The 22,294-nt window shown below is 64.5% G+C and carries 19 protein-coding genes and 2 tRNA genes; 9 read left to right on the top strand and 12 right to left on the bottom strand.

Annotated features, from left to right (window positions below; translation table 11 throughout):
* The first annotated feature begins 89 nt into the window (after positions 1–89).
* Complete coding sequence (locus tag MTX35_RS06145; protein WP_243594111.1) at positions 90–1,283, top strand: Ig-like domain-containing protein; 1,194 nt, start codon at positions 90–92, stop codon at positions 1,281–1,283.
* A gap of 19 nt (positions 1,284–1,302) precedes the next feature.
* Here MTX35_RS06145 and MTX35_RS06140 read toward each other — a convergent pair whose 3' ends face one another.
* The 3 genes from MTX35_RS06140 to orn all read right to left on the bottom strand — a co-directional run bounded on the left by MTX35_RS06140 (position 1,303) and on the right by orn (position 3,136).
* Positions 1,303–2,016 carry a M23 family metallopeptidase gene (locus MTX35_RS06140; protein ID WP_243594110.1) on the bottom strand — a complete coding sequence of 238 codons (714 nt, stop codon included), beginning with the start codon at positions 2,014–2,016 and terminating at the stop codon, positions 1,303–1,305.
* Between the two features lie 354 nt (positions 2,017–2,370).
* A tRNA-His gene (locus tag MTX35_RS06135) sits at positions 2,371–2,446 on the bottom strand.
* Positions 2,447–2,524: 78 nt separating this feature from the next.
* A complete protein-coding gene (gene orn, locus MTX35_RS06130; RefSeq protein ID WP_080730668.1) occupies positions 2,525–3,136 on the bottom strand; it encodes an oligoribonuclease in 612 nt (203 codons plus the stop codon).
* 93 nt (positions 3,137–3,229) lie between these two features.
* Between orn and MTX35_RS06125 the strand changes: the two genes are divergently transcribed.
* Positions 3,230–4,954: a helicase HerA-like domain-containing protein gene (locus tag MTX35_RS06125; protein WP_243594109.1), complete on the top strand. Its 1,725-nt coding sequence runs from the start codon at positions 3,230–3,232 to the stop codon at positions 4,952–4,954.
* Here the strand turns inward: MTX35_RS06125 and cmrA are convergent.
* From cmrA to MTX35_RS06110, 3 genes are read right to left on the bottom strand one after another with little or no spacing between them, the layout of a single operon-like run.
* Complete coding sequence (gene cmrA / locus MTX35_RS06120) at positions 4,951–5,754, bottom strand: mycolate reductase (RefSeq protein ID WP_243594108.1); 804 nt, start codon at positions 5,752–5,754, stop codon at positions 4,951–4,953. The two genes, MTX35_RS06125 and cmrA, sit on opposite strands and share 4 nt — an antisense overlap.
* A 23-nt stretch (positions 5,755–5,777) precedes the next feature.
* Complete coding sequence (locus tag MTX35_RS06115; RefSeq protein ID WP_243594107.1) at positions 5,778–7,823, bottom strand: 2,4-dienoyl-CoA reductase FMN-binding domain-containing protein; 2,046 nt, start codon at positions 7,821–7,823, stop codon at positions 5,778–5,780.
* Complete coding sequence (locus MTX35_RS06110; RefSeq protein ID WP_243594106.1) at positions 7,820–8,347, bottom strand: PadR family transcriptional regulator; 528 nt, start codon at positions 8,345–8,347, stop codon at positions 7,820–7,822. The genes MTX35_RS06115 and MTX35_RS06110 overlap by 4 nt, the downstream gene beginning before the upstream one ends.
* Before the next feature lie 83 nt (positions 8,348–8,430).
* On the opposite strand from MTX35_RS06110, the gene MTX35_RS06105 reads away from it, so the two are divergent.
* Entirely contained in the window at positions 8,431–9,753 is a 1,323-nt protein-coding gene (locus MTX35_RS06105) for an MFS transporter (RefSeq protein ID WP_243594105.1), read from the top strand.
* Here MTX35_RS06105 and MTX35_RS06100 read toward each other — a convergent pair.
* Both MTX35_RS06100 and MTX35_RS06095 read right to left on the bottom strand, forming a co-directional pair.
* Positions 9,750–10,568, bottom strand: a complete 819-nt coding sequence (locus MTX35_RS06100; protein WP_243594104.1) for an alpha/beta fold hydrolase — start codon at positions 10,566–10,568, stop codon at positions 9,750–9,752. The two genes, MTX35_RS06105 and MTX35_RS06100, sit on opposite strands and share 4 nt — an antisense overlap.
* Before the next feature lie 35 nt (positions 10,569–10,603).
* Complete coding sequence (locus MTX35_RS06095; RefSeq protein ID WP_243594103.1) at positions 10,604–11,254, bottom strand: TetR family transcriptional regulator; 651 nt, start codon at positions 11,252–11,254, stop codon at positions 10,604–10,606.
* A 171-nt stretch (positions 11,255–11,425) separates the two neighbouring features.
* On the opposite strand from MTX35_RS06095, the gene MTX35_RS06090 reads away from it, so the two are divergent.
* The 3 genes from MTX35_RS06090 to MTX35_RS06080 all read left to right on the top strand — a co-directional run bounded on the left by MTX35_RS06090 (position 11,426) and on the right by MTX35_RS06080 (position 14,043).
* The gene (locus MTX35_RS06090) at positions 11,426–12,538 is read left to right on the top strand and encodes a ferredoxin reductase (RefSeq protein WP_243594102.1); all 1,113 of its coding nucleotides are present in this window, start codon (positions 11,426–11,428) and stop codon (positions 12,536–12,538) included.
* Between the two features lie 63 nt (positions 12,539–12,601).
* The gene (locus MTX35_RS06085) at positions 12,602–13,786 is read left to right on the top strand and encodes an acyl-CoA desaturase (protein WP_243594101.1); all 1,185 of its coding nucleotides are present in this window, start codon (positions 12,602–12,604) and stop codon (positions 13,784–13,786) included.
* Between the two features lie 23 nt (positions 13,787–13,809).
* The gene (locus MTX35_RS06080; RefSeq protein ID WP_094612967.1) at positions 13,810–14,043 is read left to right on the top strand and encodes a hypothetical protein; all 234 of its coding nucleotides are present in this window, start codon (positions 13,810–13,812) and stop codon (positions 14,041–14,043) included.
* 88 nt (positions 14,044–14,131) lie between these two features.
* Here MTX35_RS06080 and MTX35_RS06075 read toward each other — a convergent pair whose 3' ends face one another.
* The 3 genes from MTX35_RS06075 to MTX35_RS06065 form a co-directional block, all read right to left on the bottom strand.
* Positions 14,132–15,259: a class I SAM-dependent methyltransferase gene (locus MTX35_RS06075; RefSeq protein ID WP_243594100.1), complete on the bottom strand. Its 1,128-nt coding sequence runs from the start codon at positions 15,257–15,259 to the stop codon at positions 14,132–14,134.
* Positions 15,256–16,398 (bottom strand): N(5)-(carboxyethyl)ornithine synthase, encoded by a 1,143-nt coding sequence (locus MTX35_RS06070; protein ID WP_243594099.1) that lies wholly within the window; start codon positions 16,396–16,398, stop codon positions 15,256–15,258. The genes MTX35_RS06075 and MTX35_RS06070 overlap by 4 nt, the downstream gene beginning before the upstream one ends.
* 70 nt (positions 16,399–16,468) lie before the next feature.
* A tRNA-Arg gene (locus MTX35_RS06065) sits at positions 16,469–16,541 on the bottom strand.
* A 144-nt stretch (positions 16,542–16,685) separates the two neighbouring features.
* On the opposite strand from MTX35_RS06065, the gene MTX35_RS06060 reads away from it, so the two are divergent.
* Together MTX35_RS06060 and MTX35_RS06055 are read left to right on the top strand one after the other, a co-directional pair.
* Entirely contained in the window at positions 16,686–17,843 is a 1,158-nt protein-coding gene (locus MTX35_RS06060; RefSeq protein ID WP_243594098.1) for an XdhC family protein, read from the top strand.
* Between the two features lie 44 nt (positions 17,844–17,887).
* On the top strand, positions 17,888–19,966 hold the full coding sequence (locus MTX35_RS06055) for a cytochrome c oxidase assembly protein (RefSeq protein ID WP_243594097.1): 2,079 nt from the start codon (positions 17,888–17,890) through the stop codon (positions 19,964–19,966).
* 12 nt (positions 19,967–19,978) lie between these two features.
* Here MTX35_RS06055 and MTX35_RS06050 read toward each other — a convergent pair whose 3' ends face one another.
* A complete protein-coding gene (locus MTX35_RS06050) occupies positions 19,979–20,404 on the bottom strand; it encodes a MarR family winged helix-turn-helix transcriptional regulator (protein WP_243594096.1) in 426 nt (141 codons plus the stop codon).
* An 83-nt stretch (positions 20,405–20,487) separates the two neighbouring features.
* On the opposite strand from MTX35_RS06050, the gene MTX35_RS06045 reads away from it, so the two are divergent.
* On the top strand, positions 20,488–22,284 hold the full coding sequence (locus MTX35_RS06045; RefSeq protein WP_243594095.1) for an ABC transporter ATP-binding protein: 1,797 nt from the start codon (positions 20,488–20,490) through the stop codon (positions 22,282–22,284).
* The last annotated feature ends 10 nt before the right edge of the window (positions 22,285–22,294 follow it).

The raw sequence follows: 22,294 nt of genomic DNA, 5'->3' as shown, positions 1-22,294 counted from the left end.
CTCATCGAACGGGCTGTCGAGTGGGGTGTGCAGATTCTCCGCTGGCACAATTGTCCGGGTCGGGTTCGAAGTGGGAAGTGGTGTGTGTCATGAGGGTGTATCGCGGATTCGTACTGGCCGCGGTGGGAGTGGTTGCTTCGGTAGCAGTCCTGTCGGGATGTAGTTCTGCGTCGGACATCTCCGAACCGTCGGTGCCGATCGATTCCAATCCGATGACCGAGCTGATGAAGCCGAAGCTGACCTCGAGCGTCCTCGACGGTGCCGTCGGATTCTCGCCGGCCGACCCGGTGACCGTCTCGGTCGCCGACGGCAAGCTGTCTTCGGTGACGATGCTCAACCCCGAGGGAGAACCCGTCTCGGGCGCGATTTCGCCCGACGGATTGTCGTGGACCAACACCGAACCGCTCGGCTACGACCGCGAGTATCGCGTCCAGGCCGACGCGTACGGACTCGGGGGAGTGTCGAGCACGGTGTCGAGCTTCACCACCAGTCAACCCGGCAACTTCACCAAGCCGTACGTGCTGCCGAACCCCGGTGCCATCGTCGGAATCGGTCAGCCGGTCGCGGTTCAGTTCGACGAACCGATCACCGACAAGGTCGCCGCGCAGAACGCCATCACCGTCACCACGACGCCTGCCGTCGAGGGCGCGTTCTACTGGGTCAACAACTCCGAAGTTCGCTGGCGGCCGCAGAACTACTGGGCGCCGGGCACCACGGTCGACGTTGCGGTGAACGTGTACGGGCGCGATCTCGGTGACGACATCTTCGGTCAGGAGAACGCCACGACGTCGTTCACGATCGGTGACGCCGTCATCGCCACCGCCGACGACAACACCAAGCAGGTGACGTTCAACGTCAACGGCCAGGACGTCATCACCATGCCGACATCGATGGGCAAGGACAGCACACCCACCGACAACGGCGTCTACATCATCGGCGACCGCTTCGAGCACCTGGTGATGGATTCCTCGACCTACGGTGTTCCGGTGAACTCGTCGAGCGGATACCGCACTCCGGTCGACTGGGCGACGCGAATGTCCTACAGCGGCATCTTCTTCCACTCCGCACCGTGGTCGGTGGGGCAGCAGGGCTATTCCAACGCTTCACACGGTTGCCTGAACCTGAGTCCCACCAACGCGAAGTGGGTCTACGACAACACCAAGCGCGGCGATATCGTCGTCGTGAAGAACACCGTCGGCGGAACGCTGTCGGGTACCGACGGCCTCGGCGACTGGAATGTCCCCTGGGACGAGTGGAAGGCGGGGAACGCCACCACGGTCTGATCGGTCTCGATTCTTCCGGTCAGCTTCGGTCGCGAGTCTGGTACAGCGAGGGATCGATACCGAGTGTCTTCAGGTACGCCACCGGTTCGATGCTCGAACCGTTGTTGCGTACTTCGAAGTGCAGGTGCGGTCCGGTCGAATTTCCGGTGTTGCCGACTGCGCCCAGGACGTCGCCCGGTGCCACTTCGTCGCCGACCGCGACCGCAGTACTGGACTGATGGCCGTAGTAAGTCTCGGTGTTGCCGCTCTTGACTCGAACGAGCTTGCCGTATCCATCGCCTGCATCCCCGGCCTGAACCACAGTTCCGCCGGTCACCGCGTAGATGGGAGTACCGCTGTCTGCCGCGAAGTCGACGCCCTGGTGGTACTGGGATCCGTTGCCGGTGGGGTTGTTGCGTCCGCCGTAGCCCGAGCTGATGCGGTACTTGCCTGCATCGATCGGGAGCACTGCTCCGCCGAGGCCGACGGTCGGCGGGGCGATCGGTAGTTCGATCTCGGGCAGGTCCGCTGTGGACGGTGCTTCGGGTGCCGCGAGCACATCGCTGTCGAGGACTATTGCTGCGACCTGGTTGATGAGGACGCCGGTGGCGTCGAGCACGGCGGCGAGAATCGCAGCCCGTTGCTGCGCGTCGGGCTGCGGTAACGGGATCTGGGGGAGTTCGATCGTGGGTTGAGCGGTGGCCACCGCTGGGCTGAACAAGCCGGTTGTGCCGATGCACAGTGCTGCCGACAAGATCGAACCCGCTATGACTCTGTGCATTCTGCGACCCACGAAAAGCCTCCTCGTCTGCGCCCGACGCGCACCGTCGGATGGGTGCGAGCAGGACGTAAGAACATGTTTCGGTGACGCTTCGGGGCACGCTGAACTCACGTAGCAAAAAACACATGAATCACATTGGTACTTTTCTTCCCCAAAAGTGCCATTGGTAACCGTACGTCACATTAACCCCACAGGAAACCTGAAAGTTGAATTACAACAACGTAATTCGAGGTCGGAGGGGGTGTCTGGGGAATCGAGGCACTCTGAGGCCGCGCAACGCGCGCACGAAAAAGGCCGGTCTCGCGAGGAGACCGGCCTTGTTCGTATTGGGGTGAGCGACGGGACTCGAACCCGCGACATCCAGGATCACAACCTGGTGCTCTACCAGCTGAACTACGCCCACCATTGCACGCGTCCGCAGAACCATTTCGGGCTCTCCATCAGCAGCGTCGACAATACTAGCGGGTTGAATCCGCGGTTGCTAATCCGCCCCCGGTTGCGTGTCGAGATCCTGAACAACGGCCGCGATGTCGCTGGTAGACGGCCCCGGCGGAGCCACGAAGGCCGTCCGGCGGTAGTACTGCAGTTCTTTGATCGACTCCTTGATATCCGCCAGGGCGCGGTGCGCAAGGCCCTTGGCCGGCTGTCCGTAGTAGATCCGCGGGTACCACCGTCGGGAAAGTTCCTTGATCGAGCTGACGTCGATCATTCGGTAGTGGAGGTAGGTGTCGAGCGCGGTCATGTCGCGAGAGATGAATCCACGATCGGTCCCGATGGAGTTTCCCGCGAGCGGAACGGTCCCGGCCACCGGGACGTGCTCCTTGATGTACGCCAGTACGCGCTGCTCGGCTTCCTCCAGCGTCACCGTCGATGCGCGCACTTCGTCGGTCAAGCCCGATTTGGCGTGCATGTCGGTGACGACGGCAGGCATGTTCGCCAACGCATCGTCGTCGGCGTGGATGACGATGTCTACACCCTCTCCGAGGATGTTGAGCTCACTGTCGGTCACCAGCGCCGCAATTTCGATCAGCTTGTCCTTGCTCAGGTCCAAGCCGGTCATTTCACAATCGATCCACACGAGTTTGTCCTGCACTCGCTCCACCTTAGTGCGAGCTGCGATGCAGCTAGGGTTTGCGGTGGCGATCGAGCCAGTTCAGCATCAGCACAGTTCATGGAGGACGCGGACATGACAGTCGACCCGACGCAGCCGGCACCCACGCTCAGTCCGGCAGAGAAGGCGAAGGCTGCCAAGGCCGCGGCCGTCGAAGCGGCACGGGTGGCCGCCGAGGCGCTGGCCGCGGCCGATGCCGCCGAAGCCGAGGCGCTTGCTGCGGAACAGGGGGTGACGCCGACGTCGACCGGCAAGGCTGCCGAGATCGCTGCCGGGTACACCTCGGAGGGTGCCGCGTTGGAATTGGGAACTGTTGTGCTGGACGGCGTCACCGATCCGTCTGCCCGTATCCGAATTCCGTTGGCCACATTGAACAGACACGGTCTCGTTGCCGGAGCCACCGGAACCGGAAAGACGAAGACACTGCAGGGCATTGCCGAACAGCTCTGCGCCGCAGGGGTTCCTGTAGTCATGGCTGACGTCAAAGGCGACCTGTCGGGCCTGTCGAAGCCAGGTGAAGACAACGAGAAGATACGCAGCCGAGCAGCGGACACCGGTATTCCGGACTGGGCTCCTGCCGGCCATCCGGTGGAGTTCCTCTCCCTCGGCACCGACGGAATCGGAGTACCGGTCCGTGCCACCATCACCGCGTTCGGACCGATTCTGCTCAGTAAGGTGTTGGGGCTGAACAACACTCAAGAATCCACCCTCGGCTTGATCTTTCACTGGGCCGATTCCCAGGGGCTCGCCCTGCTCGACCTGAAGGATCTGAGGTCGGTGATCATGCACCTGACCAGTGACGAGGGTAAGGCCGACCTGAAGGGCATCGGCGGAGTCTCTTCAGCGACAGCAGGCGTCATTCTGCGTGCGCTGGTCAACCTCGAAGCAGACGGCGGCGACACCTTCTTCGGCGAGCCCGAGCTCGAGACCGAGGACCTACTGCGCGTCGGGGCGGACGGCAGAGGTGTCATCACACTGTTCGAGCTCGGAGCGCAGGCGTCGCGGCCGGTGATGTTCTCCACGTTCCTGATGTGGGTGCTGGCCGACCTGTTCCAGACGCTGCCCGAGGTGGGCGATGTGGACAAGCCCAAGCTCGTCTTCATCTTCGACGAGGCGCATCTGCTGTTCGCCGACGCGTCGAAAGCGTTTCTGCAGCAGGTGGAGCAGACGGTCAAGCTCATCCGCTCGAAGGGGGTCGGCGTCTTCTTCTGCACGCAGCTGCCCACCGACGTCCCCAACGACGTTCTCTCCCAGTTGGGTGCAAGGATTCAGCACGCCCTGCGCGCGTTCACGCCCGACGATCAGAAGGCGTTGAACAAGACGGTGCGCACATATCCCAAGACCGACGCGTACGACCTCGAGAAGGCACTGACGTCGTTGGGCACCGGTGAGGCCATCGTGACGGTGCTTTCGGAGAAGGGTGCCCCGACGCCCGTGGCCTGGACCAAGATTCGCCCGCCCCGTTCCCTGATGGACACCATCGGCAACGACGCCATCGCAGCGGCCGCGTCGTCGAGCGCACTGTCTGCGAAGTACCGGGAGACGGTCGACAGGGAGTCGGCCTACGAGCGGATGAACGCTCGCGTCGCGAACGTGCCCGCTCCGGCCGAGAAGTTCGACATCCCGCCCCTGCCTGCGGATCTGCCGGATCTACCCCCGAGCGAGCCGGAAGGCCCGTCGGCCGCGGAGCGCATCATGGGCAACCCGGCCGTCAAGAGCTTCCTGCGATCGGCCGCCTCGGCTGCCGGGCGAGAAATCTCGCGCAGCATCTTCGGAACCGGTCGCCGTCGCAGGCGCTAGCTGCCGAGCTTCTTGTAGAAGCTGCCGATGATCGGTGCGGAGATGCTGCGTGGGCTGTACTGCCCGGCGATGGACATACCCTTGCTCAGCAGGCCCGGTACGACGCGCATCTTGTTCTTCGCGAGGCCGTCGAGGGACAGCTTCGCGGTGTAGGCGCTGTCGATCCACAGAAAGTCGGGAACCATCTTGTCGACGATCGAGGCCTCGGCCGGGTCGGGTGTCTCGGTGCGGACCGGGCCCGGAGCGAGCAGCGTGACGTTGACGCCGGTGCCCGCGAGCTCACCGCGCAACGACTCCGAGAACGTGTTGACGAAGGCCTTGGTTGCCGCGTACGTCGCATTGTTGGGGATGGCCATGTTGCCTGCAGCCGAACCGGTGATGAGGATGCCGCCGGCTCCGCGGCCGATCATGCCGGGCATGACGGCCAACGTGAGGTCGTGTACCGCAACGGCATTCAATTCGACCTGATCGCGCTCGTACGCCGGGTCCAGACCGGCCACCGGTCCGAACGTTGCGATGCCTGCGTTGTTGCACAGGATGGAGATCTCGCGCTCGGACAACTCGGTGACCAGTGCCTGTCGCTGCTCGCGATTCGACAGGTCCGACTGACGTACCTCGACGGCAACGCCGTGCTCGGCCGTGAGTTTCGCAGCCAACGCCTCGAGCAGCTCGCCGCGTCGAGCCATCACGATCAGTGAATGTCCGCGGGCGGCGAGTTCGGTGGCCAGGGCTTCACCGATTCCGGAAGAGGCTCCGGTGACGACGGCGCGGGCATCTGGGCTGGGCTTCGGCAGGCTCACGGTGAGACAGGCTAGCGGACAGATCAGATCGTGGCCGCGAGCCGGGTGCCTTGCTCGATCGCCCGTTTGGCGTCCAACTCGGCCGCGACGTCTGCACCGCCGATGATGTGCGTGGTGGTACCCGCGGCCTTCAGATCGTCGACCAGGTCGCGGACCGATTCCTGGCCCGCACAGATCACGATGGTGTCGACCTCGAGCAGACGCGGACGTTCGCGCTTCTCCCCGAAGGAGATGTGCAACCCTGCGTCATCGATCTTCTCGTAGTTCACGCCCGAAAGCTGATGCACACCTTTCGCTTTGAGGGCGGCACGATGCACCCACCCGGTTGTCTTCGCCAACCCTGCGCCGATGCGTCCGGCCTTTCGCTGCAGCAGATACACCTCCCGCGGGGACGGTGCCGGCACGGGAGTGGTCAACGCCCCGGGTGCGGCCTCGGGCTCGGTGACGCCCCACTCCTGCTTCCATTCCTTCAGATCCAACGTGGGGGAGGCGTCGGTGGTGAGGAACTCGGAGATATCGATACCGATACCGCCGGCACCGATGACCGCGACTCGATCGCCGACGGGCTTACCGTCGCGCACCAGCTCCGCGTACGACAGCACCGACGGGTGTTCGATGCCGGGAATGCTCGGAATCCGGGGAGTGACGCCGGTGGCCAGCACCACCTCGTCGAACTCGCCCGCAATCAGCTCTGCGGCGGTGACCCTGGTGTCGAGGTGCACCGCGACGTCCGCGCTACGAAGCGCGCTCGAGAAGTACCGGATCGTTTCGGCGAACTCCTCCTTGCCTGGGATCAACCGTGCGATACCGAACTGCCCGCCGATCTCGCTTCTCGCCTCGAACAGGCTCACGGCGTGTCCGCGCTCCGCGAGATTGAGTGCGGCGGCGAGGCCTGCGGGCCCGGCTCCGACGACCGCGACCTTCTTGGTCTTCTTCGTCGGCAGCAGCTGTAGATCGATCTCACGTCCGGCACGAGGATTGACCAGGCACGAGACCTTCTTGTGGACGAAGGCGTGGTCGAGGCAGGCCTGATTGCACGCGATGCAGGTGTTGATCCGGTCCGCCGAGTCGGTGGCCGCCTTCTCGACCCAGAACGGATCGGCCAGCATCGGCCTGGCCATCGCTATCAACTGCGCATCGCCGCGGGCGAGGATGTTCTCGGCGATCTCGGGCATGTTGATGCGATTGGACGCGGCGACGGGAATGGCCACGTGCTTCTCGAGCTTGCCGGTGATGTCCGCGAATGCTGCTCGCGGAACCGAGGTGACGATGGTCGGCACCCGCGACTCGTGCCAGCCGATGTCGGTGTTGATGATGTTCGCCCCCGCTGCCTCGACGTCCTGTGCCAGCGCGACGATGTCGTTCCAGCTCTGGCCTTCTTCTACGAGGTCGGCCATCGACAGCCGGAACACGACGATGAAGTCGGGGCCGACCGCTGCCCTCGTCTGTCGCACGATCTCCACGGCCATGCGCCGCCGGTTCTCCGCCGAACCGCCCCACTCGTCGCGTCGTTTGTTGGTGCGCTCGGAGAGGAACTGGTTGATGAAGTAGCCCTCGCCGCCCATGATTTCGACCCCGTCGTAGCCGGCGCTCTGCGCGAGCCGAGCACAACGTACGAAGTTGCGGATCTGCCAGCGGACGCCCCGCGATGTGAGTCGTCGAGGCCGAAAGGGGTTGATGGGGGCCTTGATCGAGGATGCCGACACACTGAACGGTTGATACGAGTAGCGGCCGGCGTGGAGGATCTGCAGCGCGATCTTGCCACCTTCCCGGTGCACGGCAGCGGTGATTCGTCGGTGCCGACGGGCTTCGATGCGATTGGTCAGCTTGGCTCCGAACGGCAACAGCCAACCGGTGCGATTGGGGGCATAGCCGCCGGTGATGATGAGGGCGACTCCGCCGCGGGCACGCTCGGCGAAGTAGGCCGCCAAGCGGCCGGTATCGCGGGCGCGGTCTTCGAGGCCGGTATGAATCGAGCCCATGATCACGCGGTTCTTCAGGTTTGTTGCGCCGACGTTCAACGGCGACAACAGAATCGGGTACGGGCCAACGGTCTGCTCGGTCTTCACAGCTTCTCCAATACCTCGGTGCACCACTCGGTGAATCCTTCTTCGACGCGAATTCCGCCACGCAGCACCAGGTATTGGTGCAACGCGGTGCCGGTGAGGGCAGCGGGGGCCGGAAAATCCTGCTTCTCGATCAATCGGTAGACGTCGAGGCGGGTGGCATGGACATCGCGGTGGCGGGCGACTTCGACCTTGAGAGCGTCGATGTCACCGTTGGCGGCACCGCGAATCTTGACGGCGAGTTCCTCGCGTAGCTGCGAGGGATCGGTCGGCGCGGCGATCCAGCGATCGAGCTCGGCGCGGCCCGCAGCGCTCACCGAATAGATCGTCTTGTCCGGCCGACCGTCCTGCACGACAGCCTCGCCGGTGATCCATCCGGCCCCGTCCATCCGCGTCAGCGTCCGATAGATCTGCTGGTGCGTCGCGCTCCAGAAGAATCCGATGGACTTGTCGAACCTGCGGGCGAGCTCGTATCCCGAGCCGCTGAGCTCGGTGAGGGAAACCAGAATCGCGTGTTCCAAAGCCACAATCGAGAGTATGTATGCAACGTGGTGACTATGCAACTAGGTGCACTGCACACGAGGGCAGCCGCGGTCTACTGTTGGCAACCATGGGAACCCAGCCGGAGGCCGCCGTCGTCGGAGTCGCCACAACGCGTAAGCAGGTCACCGCCTGGGGGTTCTGGGACTGGGGCTCGGCCGCGTTCAACGCCGTGATCCTCACGTTCGTGTTCTCGGTGTATCTCACCGACGCCGTCGGCGACGACCTGCCCGGTTCGATCTCGGCCACGACCTGGTTCAGCTGGACGATTGCCGTGTCCAGCGTCGTCATCGCGCTCCTCGCACCGGTCTGCGGGCAGTATTTCGATGCGCGCGGCAAACGCAAGTGGCTGCTCGGGGTGTTGACCGCGCTGACGGTCGTCGCCATGGCCGGCCTGTTCTTCGTCCGAGACGACTACCACTATCTGTGGTTGGGTCTGCTGCTGCTCGGTCTCGGATCCATCATGTTCGAGCTGGCCAGCATCCCGTACAACTCGATGCTGCGGCAGGTCTCCACTCCGGCGAACATCGGACGAGTATCCGGGTTCGGTTGGGCCATGGGCTATTTCGGCGGAATCGTACTGCTGCTGCTGTGCTATGTCGGATTCATAGTCGGCGACGGTGACACCCGAGGTGTTCTGGGCCTGAGCACCGACGGCGGCCTGAACATCAGGCTCGTGGCGCTGCTCGCGGCCGTGTGGTTCGCCGTCTCGGCCATTCCAGTGCTGCTTGCTGTTCCCGAAGTACCACGAGCCGTCGCCGATCCCAAGGCTGCCGAGGCAGGCTTCGCGGAGTCCTATCGCGTTCTCTTTCGCGATGTACGCGAGTTGTGGAGCGCGGACCGCCGCGCCGTCCACTACCTGATAGCCAGTGCATTGTTCCGCGACGGCCTGGCGGGTGTGTTCACCTTCGGAGCGGTACTCGCCGTCAGCGTCTACGGCATCGGTGCGGGCGACGTCCTGCTGTTCGGCGTCGCCGCCAACGTCATCGCCGGCCTCGGGGCCATCGTCGCCGGACGGTTCGACGACAGAATCGGGCCGAAGAAGGTCATCGTCTTCTCGCTCACGTCCATGATCGCCGCCGGGACCGTGCTGCTGTTCGTGTCGGGACCGACGATGTTCTGGATCTTCGGGCTGATCCTGTGCCTGTTCGTCGGACCTGCCCAGTCCTCCGCGCGTACGTTCCTCGCCCGGCTCGCTCCACCCGGACGAGAAGGTCAGTTCTTCGGATTGTTCGCGACGACGGGTCGGGCGGCATCGTTTCTCGCGCCGTCGCTGTTCGGTCTGTTCGTGTGGCTGTTCGACGCCGACCGCGCGGGTATCGCCGGGTTGATCATCGTCCTTGCGGCCGGGCTGCTGGCGCTGCTGAAGGTGCGGGCACCACAACAGGTCTAGACGGACTCGATTCGGGCCAGAATCTCGGCGGTCAGTTCCCCTGGTGCTTCCTCAGGGATCCAGTGCGAAATGCCGTCGAGTTCGACGAATCGGTACGGCGCGTCGACGAACTCGACGCAGCGCTCCGCTCCCGCTCGACCGATAGCGGTGTCGCCATTGCTCCAGACGTAGGTGGTGGGAACCGTCACCGACGGCAGGTTCGCGAACTCCTTGGTCATCGCTGCGTACCAACTCGATGCGGCCGTCAGCGCCCCGGGCACGACGAGATGCCGAACGTATTCGTCGTCGAGGCTTTCGGCACCGAACATGGCGCGCAACCGCTGTGCGCCGTTCTCGGTCAGTACTCGCTCGGCCTTCTCGGGTTCGCGAAGCAAGCCGAAGTACTGCGACCGCTGTTGCTGATCCGGGTCTTCGCGAATGGCCCAGTTGAACGCCGCAGAGTGCGGAACCGATGCGGCAGTGAGGCTTCGCACGCGGTCGGGATGCTCGGCGGCGACATGCCAAGCGACCACAGCGCCCCAGTCGTGACCCACCAGGTGCGCCGAGGTCAGGTCGAAGGCGTCGAGCAGACCGAGGACGTCCTCGGTGAGACGCTCGATGCGGTAGTGCTCGACGCCGACCGGGCGGGCACCGGGGGAGTAGCCCCGCTGGTTGGGGGCCAGGACGCGGCAGCCCGCGGCCGTCAATCCGGGGGTCACCCGCGACCACGACGCGTTGGTCTGTGGAAAGCCGTGCAGCGCAACGACGGGAATACCGTCCGGCGGTCCCGACATCGCAACCTCGAACACGTACTCGCCGACACTTACCTCGGTCATGAATATCCCTTCGCGGCCGTCTCGTTCTCGAACGGTCAAGCCCGTCGTGGTTCCCAACGGCTCATCCCGAGCATGATCATGCGGATCTGCTTCTCGGTTCGGTCGATCAGATCCTTCTCGTTCTGACTACCCGGTCTGTCTATTTCCAACAGACCGACCACGGCGGTGAGCATCGTCGAGACGAGCAGATCGGCGGTCATCTCGAGGTCGGCGACGTCCCACTGCTCGAGGCCGGGCATACGGGAGAGGTCGATGGTCAGTTCGCTGACGAACAGTCGTAGCTCGGTGGCGAAGGCGCGGCGCACTTCGGTGACGCCGCCGTACCGTTCGCGGCTGAGAAATCGAAACTGTTCTTCGTGGGAACGAACCTGGCGAACCAGGATGCCGAAGGACTCCGTGGCCGTCCTGGCGCTCGGGGTGCGTCGGGCGTCGCGCAGCATCTGTCGCAGCATGCGCATGCTGTCCTCGACGAGAGCGACGCCGAGGTCCTCCATGGACGCGAAGTGGCGGTAGAACGCCGTGGGGACGATGCCGGCGGATCGGGCGACCTCGCGCAGGCTGACGCTGGCGAACGAACGCTCACGCAGCAGATCGAGGGTGCCCTCGATCAAGGCCTGACGCGTGCGCTCCTTGCGCTCGGCGCGGGTCCCCGGTTCTGTCACGACGTCCAGTTTATGGGCGCGCATTCTGTGATCCCCCTTCCGGTTCCTTCCCCGTCACCGGTGAACTGTCGTTCGGGTCTGTAATGGCCGTCACATAAACGTTGACAGGTACCGGTGTCGCTCTGTCACACTCATGTTAGTGCACAATCGTTCACTGAATGGGTCGTAGGTTTCGATCCGGTTAGGGAGGATGGAATGACGCTTCAAGAACGGTCGTCGCGGACCTCGGGTTCGCGCAAGTTCTCGCTTCTTTCCCTGTTCGAGGCCATGGCCACACCCCATGCGCTGGATCGCTACCTCGAACTCGTCGACCCCATGACGACCGTTCGAGACCTGCGCGGCGAAGTGACCGAGATACACCGGTCCACCGAAGACTCGTTGACCCTCACCATCCGTCCCACGCGCCAGTGGAAGGGCTTCGAGGCCGGGCAATTCGTTCAGGTCGGAGTCGTCATCGACGGCGTTCGCCACACCCGCTGCTACTCGCCGGCCTGTTCGCAGTACCGCAACGACGGCCGGATCGAACTGACGATCAAGGCGCATCCCGAGGGATTGGTGTCGCAGTACCTGCACAAGAACGCACACGTCGGACTGGTGGTGAGCCTTTCGCAGGCCGACGGTACGTTCGAGCTTCCCCGACCACGCCCGGCAAAGACGTTGCTGATCAGCGGTGGCAGCGGCATCACGCCGGTGCTGTCCATGCTCAGGTCGCTGCTGGACGAGGGGTACAGCAGCGACCTGACCTTCCTGCACTACGCGTTCACCGAGAACGACGTGGCGTACAAGAAGGATCTCGAGAAGATCGCCGCCGAGCACGAGAACGTGAACATCGTCTTCGCCTACACGGAGCAGAAGACCGGCGGCGACCTGTACGGGTTCTTCGGCCAGGAACATCTCGATGCGGTTGCCCCGTGGTTCGCCGAGGCCGACACCTTCCTGTGCGGACCTCCCGGACTGATGAAGGGCGTGACGTCCTTCTTCGACGACGCAGGCCTGGGCGAGCGGCTGCACCTCGAGGAATTCACGCCCTCGTTCGCCACCGTCAGCGACGACGTCACCGGAACCACCACGTTCTCGGGCAGCGATGTGTCCTCGGAGAACGACGGCGAGACGCTGCTAGAGCAGGCCGAGGCAGCGGGACTCTCCCCGGCCAACGGCTGCCGAATGGGTATCTGCTTCACCTGCACCTCGGTGAAGAAGTCCGGCTGCACCAAGAACATCAAGACCGGTGAGACCGACACCGAATCCGACAAGAAGATCCAGCTCTGCGTGTCCGTCGCAGTCGGCGACGTCGACATCGACATCTAGATCCTTCCGCGAACACCGATAGCCCCAGACCCATCTCGACCCGATCGAATTGGAGATGATCAGATGCTCGGAACGATTCTCTCGATCCTGCCCACCACCGTCCTGCCCTTCCGTCGCAACGAGACCGTGCCGGACGAGCCGACAGTGCTGACCTTCGAGCAGGTCGAAGAACTCGGCCGCGAACTCGACGACCTGCGTGCCCGCACCGTCGCCAAGCTCGGCGACGAGGACCGCGAGTACATCTACAAGATCATCAAGGCCCAGCGCGGCCTCGAGATCACCGGACGCGCGTTGATGTACCTGCCGTTCCTCCCGCCGGCGTGGCTGGCCGGTGTCGGTGCTCTCGGCGTGGCGAAGATCCTCGACAACATGGAGATCGGCCACAACGTCATGCACGGCCAGTACGACTGGATGCGTGAGCCAGGCCTCAACTCCGAGGTGTTCGAGTGGGACACCGTCTGCCCGGCAGATCAGTGGAAGCACTCGCACAACTACATGCACCACACCTTCACCAACATCGTCGGCATGGACCGCGACATCGGCTACGGCATTCTGCGCATGGACCAGGACCAGAAGTGGAACCCGTACTACCTCGGCAACCCGGTCTACGCCTTCCTGCTGATGACGTTCTTCGAGTGGGGCGTCATGCTGCACGACCTCGAGACCGAGAACATAGTTCAAGGTAAGCGCAAGTGGCACGACGTCAAGCCGCTGCTGCAGGGTATGTGGCGCAAGGCGGGCAAGCAGGCGCTCAAGGACTACGTGATCTTCCCGGCGCTGACCGGCCCGTTCTTCGTCTCCACCGTGGTCGGCAACGTTGCGGCGAACCTCATCCGCAACGTGTGGACCTACTCGATCATCTTCTGTGGCCACTTCCCGACCGGAGTCCAGACCTTCAGCCAAGAAGAGACCGCCGAGGAGACCCGCGGCGAGTGGTACGTGCGTCAGATGCTGGGATCGGCCAACATCGAGGGCACCCCGCTTTTCCACATCATGTCGGGCAACCTCTCGCACCAGATCGAGCACCACCTGTTCCCCGATCTGCCTGCGCATCGTTACCCGCAGATCGCGCCCGAGGTCAAGGCCCTGTGCGAGAAGTACGACCTGCCCTACAACACGGGCGGCTTCTTCCACCAGATCGGCACCGTGTGGGGCAAGATCTTCAAGCTCGCGCTGCCCAACTCGCTCACGGGATCGGCGGCTCCGGCCGGTGTTATCGTCGAGCGTAAGAAGACCAGCGCAGCGTGACGACTTCGAAGGGGGCGGTCCTGTTGGTAGGAAAGTTCGAGCGCAACAAGGACACGGTGCAGGAATTCACCGAATCTGCCGCGGAGCACGTCGGCCGGATAGTGGTGATCATCGCCGGAGCCGTTCGCGATGTCACTCGTGAGATCGGTGACCTGATCACCGACGGCATCGAGATGCGTGAGGCGGCGAAGAAGGCGGAGCGTGACGCACCGCTGGGAACCGTGATCAACGGAGAGTTCGAGACCCGCGAACGGTAGAGCAGTACCCGATCGACCTGCAGCATCGGATCCACACAGCGCCGCCCGAGCATCGCTCGGGCGGCGCTGTCGTGTGTGTTACCCGCGGTCAGCGCGCGCGTAGCCGCCACAACGACGTGGTTTCGCGTGAGCGTGCCTCGTGCAGCACATCGGTGCTGTCGGTGACGCGCGAATGCGTCGGTGTGGTGTCGGTGCGGCCGACGACGGCCAGGCCCGCAGCGTCGATGGCAGTGAGAAGATCTGCGCGAGTGACCAATTCGAGCAGCTCGGCGAGGTCGGAGACCACCAGCCATGCCTCACCGTTCGGTGCCAGATGCCCGCGGAGTCGGCTGAGGAAGGACTTGAGCATTCGTGAGCCGGGGTCGTAGACCGCGTGCTCGATGCCCGACGTCGGTTTCGTGGGGATCCACGGCGGATTGCACACGATCAGTCCCGCGCGTCCGGGCGGGAAGATGTCGGCCTGCACCACCTCGACCCGATCGGCATACCCGAGGGCCTCGATGTTGGCACGTGCGCACGCGACCGACCGTGGATCCTTGTCGGTGGCGACCACCGAGGCCACACCGCGGCGGGCGAGTACTGCAGCCAGCACGCCCGAGCCGGTGCCGATGTCGAACGCTCGGTCCGTGACCGGTAGTGGTGCGTCGGCGACGAGTCGAACATATTCGCCCCGGACGGGGGAGAAGACTCCGTAGTGCGGGTGGATCGAGGCGTCGAGCGCCGGCACGATGACGCCCGTGCGTCGCCATTCGTGTGCACCGACCATGCCGAGCAGCTCGCGAAGCGAAAGCACGCACGGCGCGGCGTCCGGTCCGAGCGCCTCGGTGACGGCCGCCTTGACGTCCGGTGCCCGGCCCAGGCCGAGGCGGACGTCCGAATCGAGTTCCACCAGAAGCATTCCCAGCACTCGCGCGCGTCGCGCTTGGTGCTGGCGGTGCAGATGGAACCGCTCGGCCGGCGTCGCGTCCGGGATGTGTTTGGCGGCCGGTACCCGTCGGGTCATCGCCGACAACAGTTGGCGCGCATTGTTGTAATCACCACGCCAGAGCAGGGCCTCACCGATCGTGGCCATCTTGTACGCCACATCCGCCGTCGTCGAATCGTTCACGATCCGCACCACACGGGGCGGGGGAGCGCCGTTCTCCGACTGCCAGCGCGATGTTCGGTCGCTACCGTCCTCGGTCCATGCGATGCTCGATGCTGCGTTCTCGGTCATGCTGCTGTGTGCGGGTACTCCGCACTGCGGTGTTGGAACGCAAGGATATTGGGGTTCACGATGACGCCGTTCCTGATCTCGATCGATCGCTCGATGGTGGCGTCACTGCTCCAGGCCGTCGGTCCGTCGAGGACCGTTCGCAGATACGGCAGCAACGATTCGCTGATCTCCCAGGTGGCCGAGTTCCACAGATAGGACGGGCTGTGGTCGACGGCGTAGTACTTGATGTTGTCACCGACGGTGAACATGGGATCGGTGAACGAGGTGGGCCTGGCCCATTCGAAGCCCATTCCCTCGTCGCAGGAGACGTCGACCACGAGTGTGCCCGGTGCGAGAGTGGGCAGATCCTGATTCGTCAGGAATGTCAGCGGCGCATTGGTGTCCTGCAGAACACAATTGACGATCACGTCGTGATCAGCGAGGAACTGTGACAGAGGTACGCGTCCCTCGGGCGTCAGAGCTCGGCTCTGCCTGGGATCGGCGTCGTCGAGATCGAAATTCACGATGTTGGCCGAGTGAATGGGCGAACTCACGGCCGTCACGCCACGTTGCGTCAAGACATCGACGTCGTGGATTCCGTGCGCGTTCAGTGCCGTGACCGCGCCGCGGGCCGTGGCCCCGAAGCCGATGACCGCCGCACGCAATCTGCGACCGTAGTCGCCGGTGGATCCGATCAATTGCAGGGCGTGCAGCACCGAGCAGTAGCCGGCCAGTTCGTTGTTCTTGTGGAACACATGGAGATTGAACCAGCCGTCGGGCGTCCAGTGATTCATGGCCTCGAAGGCGATCAGTGTCAGCTTGCGTTCGACGGCGATCTGGGTGAGAGCCCGGTCCTGGACGCAGTGCGGCCAACCCCACAGTGTCTGCCCGGGACGCAGTGCGGCGAGATCCTCGGCCTGCGGTTTCGGCAGCAGAATCACATCGCATCGGGCGATGAGTTCGGAACGGGTGCGAATTCCTGCCACCTGCGCGGCCAAATGCTCGTCGGAGATGCCGAACGGCTCTCCGTAGCCGGATTCGAGAAACATGCGGGCTCGGATGTCGGCGTCGATGCGATCGAGATGAAGTGGATGAATCGGAAGTCGACGCTCATTCGGCTTGCGTGAACGTGAGAGGACTCCGAGAGTGAGCTGTTGCACGTATGACCCTTCGTTACCCGAAGTCAACCACAGTGGGCCGAAGCGTCTTGCGTTTGTGCTGGTCAAAGGGTGCCCCCGGCAGGATTCGAACCTGCGACCAAGGGATTAGAAGGCCCTTGCTCTATCCCCTGAGCTACGGAGGCTGGCGCGTGCGGGCGGACCCGCTCGAGCACGGTTGACGAGTGTACCTTTACGCCGGTGCCGTCGATGCAGGCATGGGTTGAGCTGGCATTCTGAGAAGAGCCCGCGTTCTCGGAATCGCTGCGACCTGGGCCGAAGGAGGTTCGATGCACGACATCCTGGACGACGTACTGCACGTCTGGCAGTCCGGCGACGTGGCTGCGGTTGCCACGGTGATCCGCACGTTCGACTCCGCGCCGCGTCCCGTCGGCGCGTCGATGGTCGTCGGTTCGGACGGTGCCGTGTCCGGCTCGGTCTCGGGCGGCTGTGTGGAGGGTGCGGTCTACGAACTCGCGCAGGACGTGCTGGTGTCCGGTGCGCCGGTACTCACTCGATACGGGATATCCGACGACGATGCCTTTGCCGTCGGGCTCACCTGCGGCGGAACCCTGGACGTATTCGTGCAGGGGATCTCTCGGCGCACGTTTCCCGAATTGGGTGCTCTCGTCGCGGACGTTCGCGGCAACGTGCCCGTGGCGGTGGCGACGGTGGTCGCGCACGCCGATCCGGAACGGCTCGGCCGAAGAATTCTCGTCGGAGAAACGGGTGTCCGGGGCTCGCTCGGCAGCGCGCGTGCCGACGATGCCGTCGCCGACGACGCGAAAGGGCTTCTTGCATCAGGTCGTTCGGCCGTGCTGACCTACGGACCGGACGGGCAGCGTCGGGGCGAGGGGATGGACGTGTTCGTCTCGAGCCACGCTCCGCCGCCGCGGATGCTCGTGTTCGGAGCCATCGATTTCGCTGCCGCGGTCGCGCAGCAGGGTGCCTTTCTCGGCTACCGCGTCACCGTCTGCGATGCGCGTGCCGTCTTCGCCACCCCGCAGCGTTTTCCCGCCGCCGAGGAGGTCGTGGTCGCGTGGCCGCACGACTATCTGTCCGAGCAGTTCGAGGCGGGGGAGGTGGACGAACGCACCGTCGTGTGTGTACTGACGCACGACCCGAAATTCGACGTGCCACTGCTCGAGGTGGCGTTGCGCATTCCGAACCTGGCGTTCGTCGGGGCGATGGGATCACGCCGCACCCACGACGACCGCACAGCTCGATTGCGAGCGGCGGGGCTGACGGAGAGCGAACTCACTCGGCTGGCGAGTCCGATCGGGCTCGACCTCGGTGCTCGGACGCCTCAGGAGACGGCGGTATCGATCGCAGCGGAGATCATCGCCCACCGCTGGGGCGGTACCGGCGAACCGCTGCGTGCTCGCCACGGTCGTATCCACCACGACGCCGCCGAGGCCGAACGTGCGGGCAAGTACGACGCTGTGTAGGACTCGCGTTTCGAGTACCGCCGAGAACCTCTTACTCTGGTGGTATGGCAACACCGGATCTCGAGAAGACCCAACCCTCGACCGCCGAACTCCGGGCGGACGATGTCCGGACGGACGATGGTTCGACAGACGGGGATCCGCGTTCGGCCACGACGACGGTATTCGTCACCGCAGGCGTTATCGCCGGCGTGGTCGCCGCCCTCATCGTGATGCTCTCGGCCTCCGACGCGCTGGTGTTGTTGGGGATTCCGGATCCGGGCCCGGCCACCACCTACGGTCTGCCTGCTCTGCGGGCGATCGGCGAGATCGCTGCCGTCATCGCCATCGGATCGTTTCTGCTCGCTGCGTTCCTCGTGCCGCCGCAGAAGAACGGCGTGCTCGACGTCGACGGCTACCGCGCCGTGCGAACCGGCTCGGTCGCCTCGATCGTCTGGGCCGTCTGCGCGCTGCTCCTCGTACCGCTGACGCTGTCCGACACCTCGGGGCAGCCGTTCGCGGAAGCCATCAAGCCCGCGAATCTCTGGATCGCGCTCGACCAGGTGGAGATCGCCAGCGCATGGCGGTGGACGGCCATCATGGCCGTTGTGCTCGCCATCGCGTCGCGCACGGTGTTGCGGTGGGCGTGGACGCCCGCACTGCTCGGCCTCTCCCTGGCGACGCTGCTGCCGATCGCACTGAGCGGACACTCCTCGGCGGGCGGATCGCACGACGTCGCCACCAACAGCTTGATCCTGCACCTCGGGGCCGCGTCACTGTGGGCGGGCGGACTGTTCGCACTGCTGGCACACGTTCGTAGGCACGGCGCGCACGCGGATGTCGCGGCTCGCCGATTCTCCACCATCGCCGGCATCTGTTTCGTGGTGATGGGCATCAGCGGCGTCATCAACGCCCTGGTCCGGGTTTCGCTCGCCGACCTGTTCTCCACCACCTACGGCCTGCTCGTAGTCGCGAAGATCGTTGCGTTGATCGTGCTTGGCGGTTTCGGCTGGATGCAGCGTCGCCGCGCACTCCCTGCCCTGATCGCCGATCCTTCGGCCCGCGGGCCGCTGCTCCGGTTCGCCGGTGCCGAAGTACTGGTCCTGGCGGCGACCATCGGCCTGGCCGTCGGGCTCGGCCGCACACCTCCGCCGGCCGAGATCGACCCCAACCTCACGACCACGGAGGCGGCACTCGGGTACAACCTGAGCGGCCCGCCGACGTTTGCGCGGATGGCATTGGACTGGCGCTTCGATCTGATCTTCGGTACCGCCGCGATCGTCTTGGCCGTGGTGTATCTGATCGGCGTCCGCCGCCTGCGGCTCCGTGGCGACGCGTGGCCGGTGGGCCGCACCGTCGCCTGGGTCCTCGGCTGCCTCACCCTGCTGATCAGCACATCCTCGGGAATCGGGCGTTACTCCACCGCCGTGTTCAGCGTGCACATGACCGGGCACATGATGCTGTCGATGCTGGCACCCGTCCTTCTCGCTCTCGGTGGGGCGCTGACGCTGGCACTGCGGGTACTGCCCGCCGCGGGTAAGGACGGCGTGCCCGGAATGCGCGAATGGCTGTTGATCGGACTGCACAGCCGAATCTCGCAGTTCCTGACACATCCCCTCGTGGCCTCGCTGATCTTCGTCGGCGGATTCTATGTGCTGTACCTCGGCGGGATCTTCGGAGCGGTTCTGGACAGTCACGGCGCGCACCTGCTGATGAACCTGCACTTCGTGCTCAGCGGCTACCTGTTCTACTGGACCGTCATCGGCGTCGATCCGTCCCCGCGCAAGATCGCTCCCGTCACCAAGCTCGCCGTCGTATTCGGTTCGCTGCCGTTCCATGCCTTCTTCGGCGTGGCCCTGATGAGCATGAACACCGTCATGGGTGCCTGGTTCTACCGGACGCTCGGGCTGGACTGGAACTCCGATCTGCTCGGAGACCAGAAACTCGGCGGCGGTATCGCCTGGGCCACCGGCGAGATTCCGTTGGTGCTCGTCATGCTGGCGCTGCTGATCCAGTGGTCTCGCAGCGACGATCGGGATGCCAGGCGTGGTGACCGCGCCGCCGAGCGTGATCACGACGCCGACTTGGCCGCGCACAATGCGATGTTCGCCGAGCTGGCTCGACGCGATCGGACCGGCGAGCAGTAATCGGCTTTCGGTTCAGTCGGTCTCGACGATCTTGCTCAGCAGTCGGTTGAGCTCGACGCGTTCCGCCGGCTCGAGGCCGTCGAACATCTCCGAGGACACCTGACGGCGCGCGTCGTCGATTCTGTCCAACAGTGCACGGCCGGTGTCGGTCAGCTCCACCAGGACGGCGCGCCGATCGCTCGGGTCCTGCTGCCGCGTCACCAGGTGTGCCGCCTCGAGGGAGTCGACGATGTCGGTGGCAGATCGCGCGACGATGCGCAGATGCTCGGCGAGATCGCGTAGTCGTACGGACTCGGGCTCGCGCGCCAACACGTGCAGGGCTCGGCTCTGCGACGGATTGAGGCCGAACGGTTCCAACGCAGTCATGTGGCTGCGCCGGATCTGCCGGGCGACGGCCATGAACTGCTCGCTCAGGTTCGGCGAGTGTCCGGTTTCCATGCAAGGGATCATAGCCACGCTTGCTCGTTACCTCATAGTGAGGTAGCCTCTGCATATAACGTCAGCAATCACCGGAGGTCTACTTGGAAAGCCGACCCGAACGTTCTCTCCTCGCGGCCGATCCGGCACCCGTGCCCCGAGTCCTGGCTCTGTTCACGCCGTATCGGCGCAGGATCGCCATTGTCAGCGCGATCATTGTGGCCAGCGCGATCATCGCGCTCGCGTCCCCCTTGCTTCTCCGCGAACTCCTCGATCATGCGATACCCGACCGCGACGTCACACTCGTCAGCCTCATCGCACTCGGCATGATCGCAGTCGCAGTCGCCACCAACACTCTCGGCGTCGTACAGACCTGGATGTCCAATGGCGTCGGTCAACGACTCATGCACGGTCTACGCGTCCAGGTCTACTCGCACCTGCAACGCCAATCCCTCGGATTCTTCGCACGCACCCGCACCGGTGAGGTTCAATCACGCATCGCCAACGACATCGGCGGCATGCAATCGGTGGTCACCAACACCGCGACGTCCATCGCGCAGAACGCGACGACCGTCGCCGCAACGGTGGTCGCTCTCTTCCTGCTCGACTGGAAGCTCGCCACGTTCTCGTTGATCATCCTGCCGGTCTTCGTACGTGTCGCCCGCCGCATCGGCGACGAGCGCCGCAAGATCTCCATCAAGCGACAGAAGTTGCTCAGCGACCTGTCGGTGCAGATCGAGGAATCGCTCTCGGTCAGTGGCATTCTGCTGGGCAAGACCACCGGTTCCGCCCAGGCACTGACCGACAAGTTCGCCGACCGATCCCACGAGGTCGCCGGCGTCGAACTCGCGGCGATGATGGCCGGAAAGTGGCGCATGGCCACGATCCAGATCAGCTTCGCCGTCATGCCTGCCCTGGTGTACTGGTTCGCCGGTATCACCATCGGGCAGGGGAGCGCGCTGACGATCGGAACTCTCGTCGCGTTCACCGCTCTGCAGACCCAATTGTTCCGGCCCACGATGCAATTGCTCAACACCGGCGTCGAGGTGCAGGCCTCGCTCGCCCTGTTCGGCCGAGTGTTCGAGTACCTCGATCTGCCGATCGACGTGGCCGAGCCCACTCACCCGGTGGCGCTGCCCCGCGAGTCCGTCCGTGGAGACGTCGCCTTCCGTGCCGTGGATTTCACCTACACCGCAGCAACGGTCCCGACGCTGTGCGGCATCGACCTCGAAGTCCCGGCGGGGAGCACGCTGGCTCTCGTCGGCGCAACCGGCTCAGGTAAGACGACGCTGGGCTATCTCGTTGCGCGGCTGCATGATCCGACGGCCGGATCGGTCACCATCGACGGAATCGACCTGCGAGAGATGGCGTCGGATACCGTCGCCGACCTGGTCGGCGTCGTCTCCCAGGAGACGTACCTGTTCCACGCCACCATTCGAGAGAACCTGCGATTCGCCAAACCCGACGCCACCGACGAGGAGATTGTCGCGGCAGCCCGCACGGCACAGATCCACGACTTCATCGACGGACTCGACGACGGCTACGACACCATGGTCGGCGAACGCGGGTACCGCTTCTCGGGCGGTGAGAAGCAGCGCATCGCCATCGCCCGAACCGTGCTGCGCAACCCGCCGATTCTGGTGCTCGACGAAGCGACCAGCGCCCTCGACAATCGCACCGAACGCGCAGTGCAGACCGCGCTCGACGGACTGATGGCAGGGCGGACGACGATCCTGATCGCGCATCGACTGTCCACGGTGCGCTCCGCGGACCGCATCGCAGTACTCGACCACGGCGTCGTTCGCGAGGTCGGGAGCCACGAGTCTCTGCTGGAGAGCGACGGCATGTACGCCCAATTGGTCCGGGCCGCAGACGATATCGTGGACAGTGTGGCCGTATGAGAGTGACCGG

Source organism: Rhodococcus sp. ARC_M12 (assembly GCF_022810385.1).
GTDB classification, from domain to species: Bacteria; Actinomycetota; Actinomycetes; order Mycobacteriales; family Mycobacteriaceae; genus Rhodococcoides; species Rhodococcoides navarretei.
The sequence above is the reverse complement of the archived record's forward strand: the minus strand, read 5'-3'. Positions and strand labels throughout refer to the sequence as shown.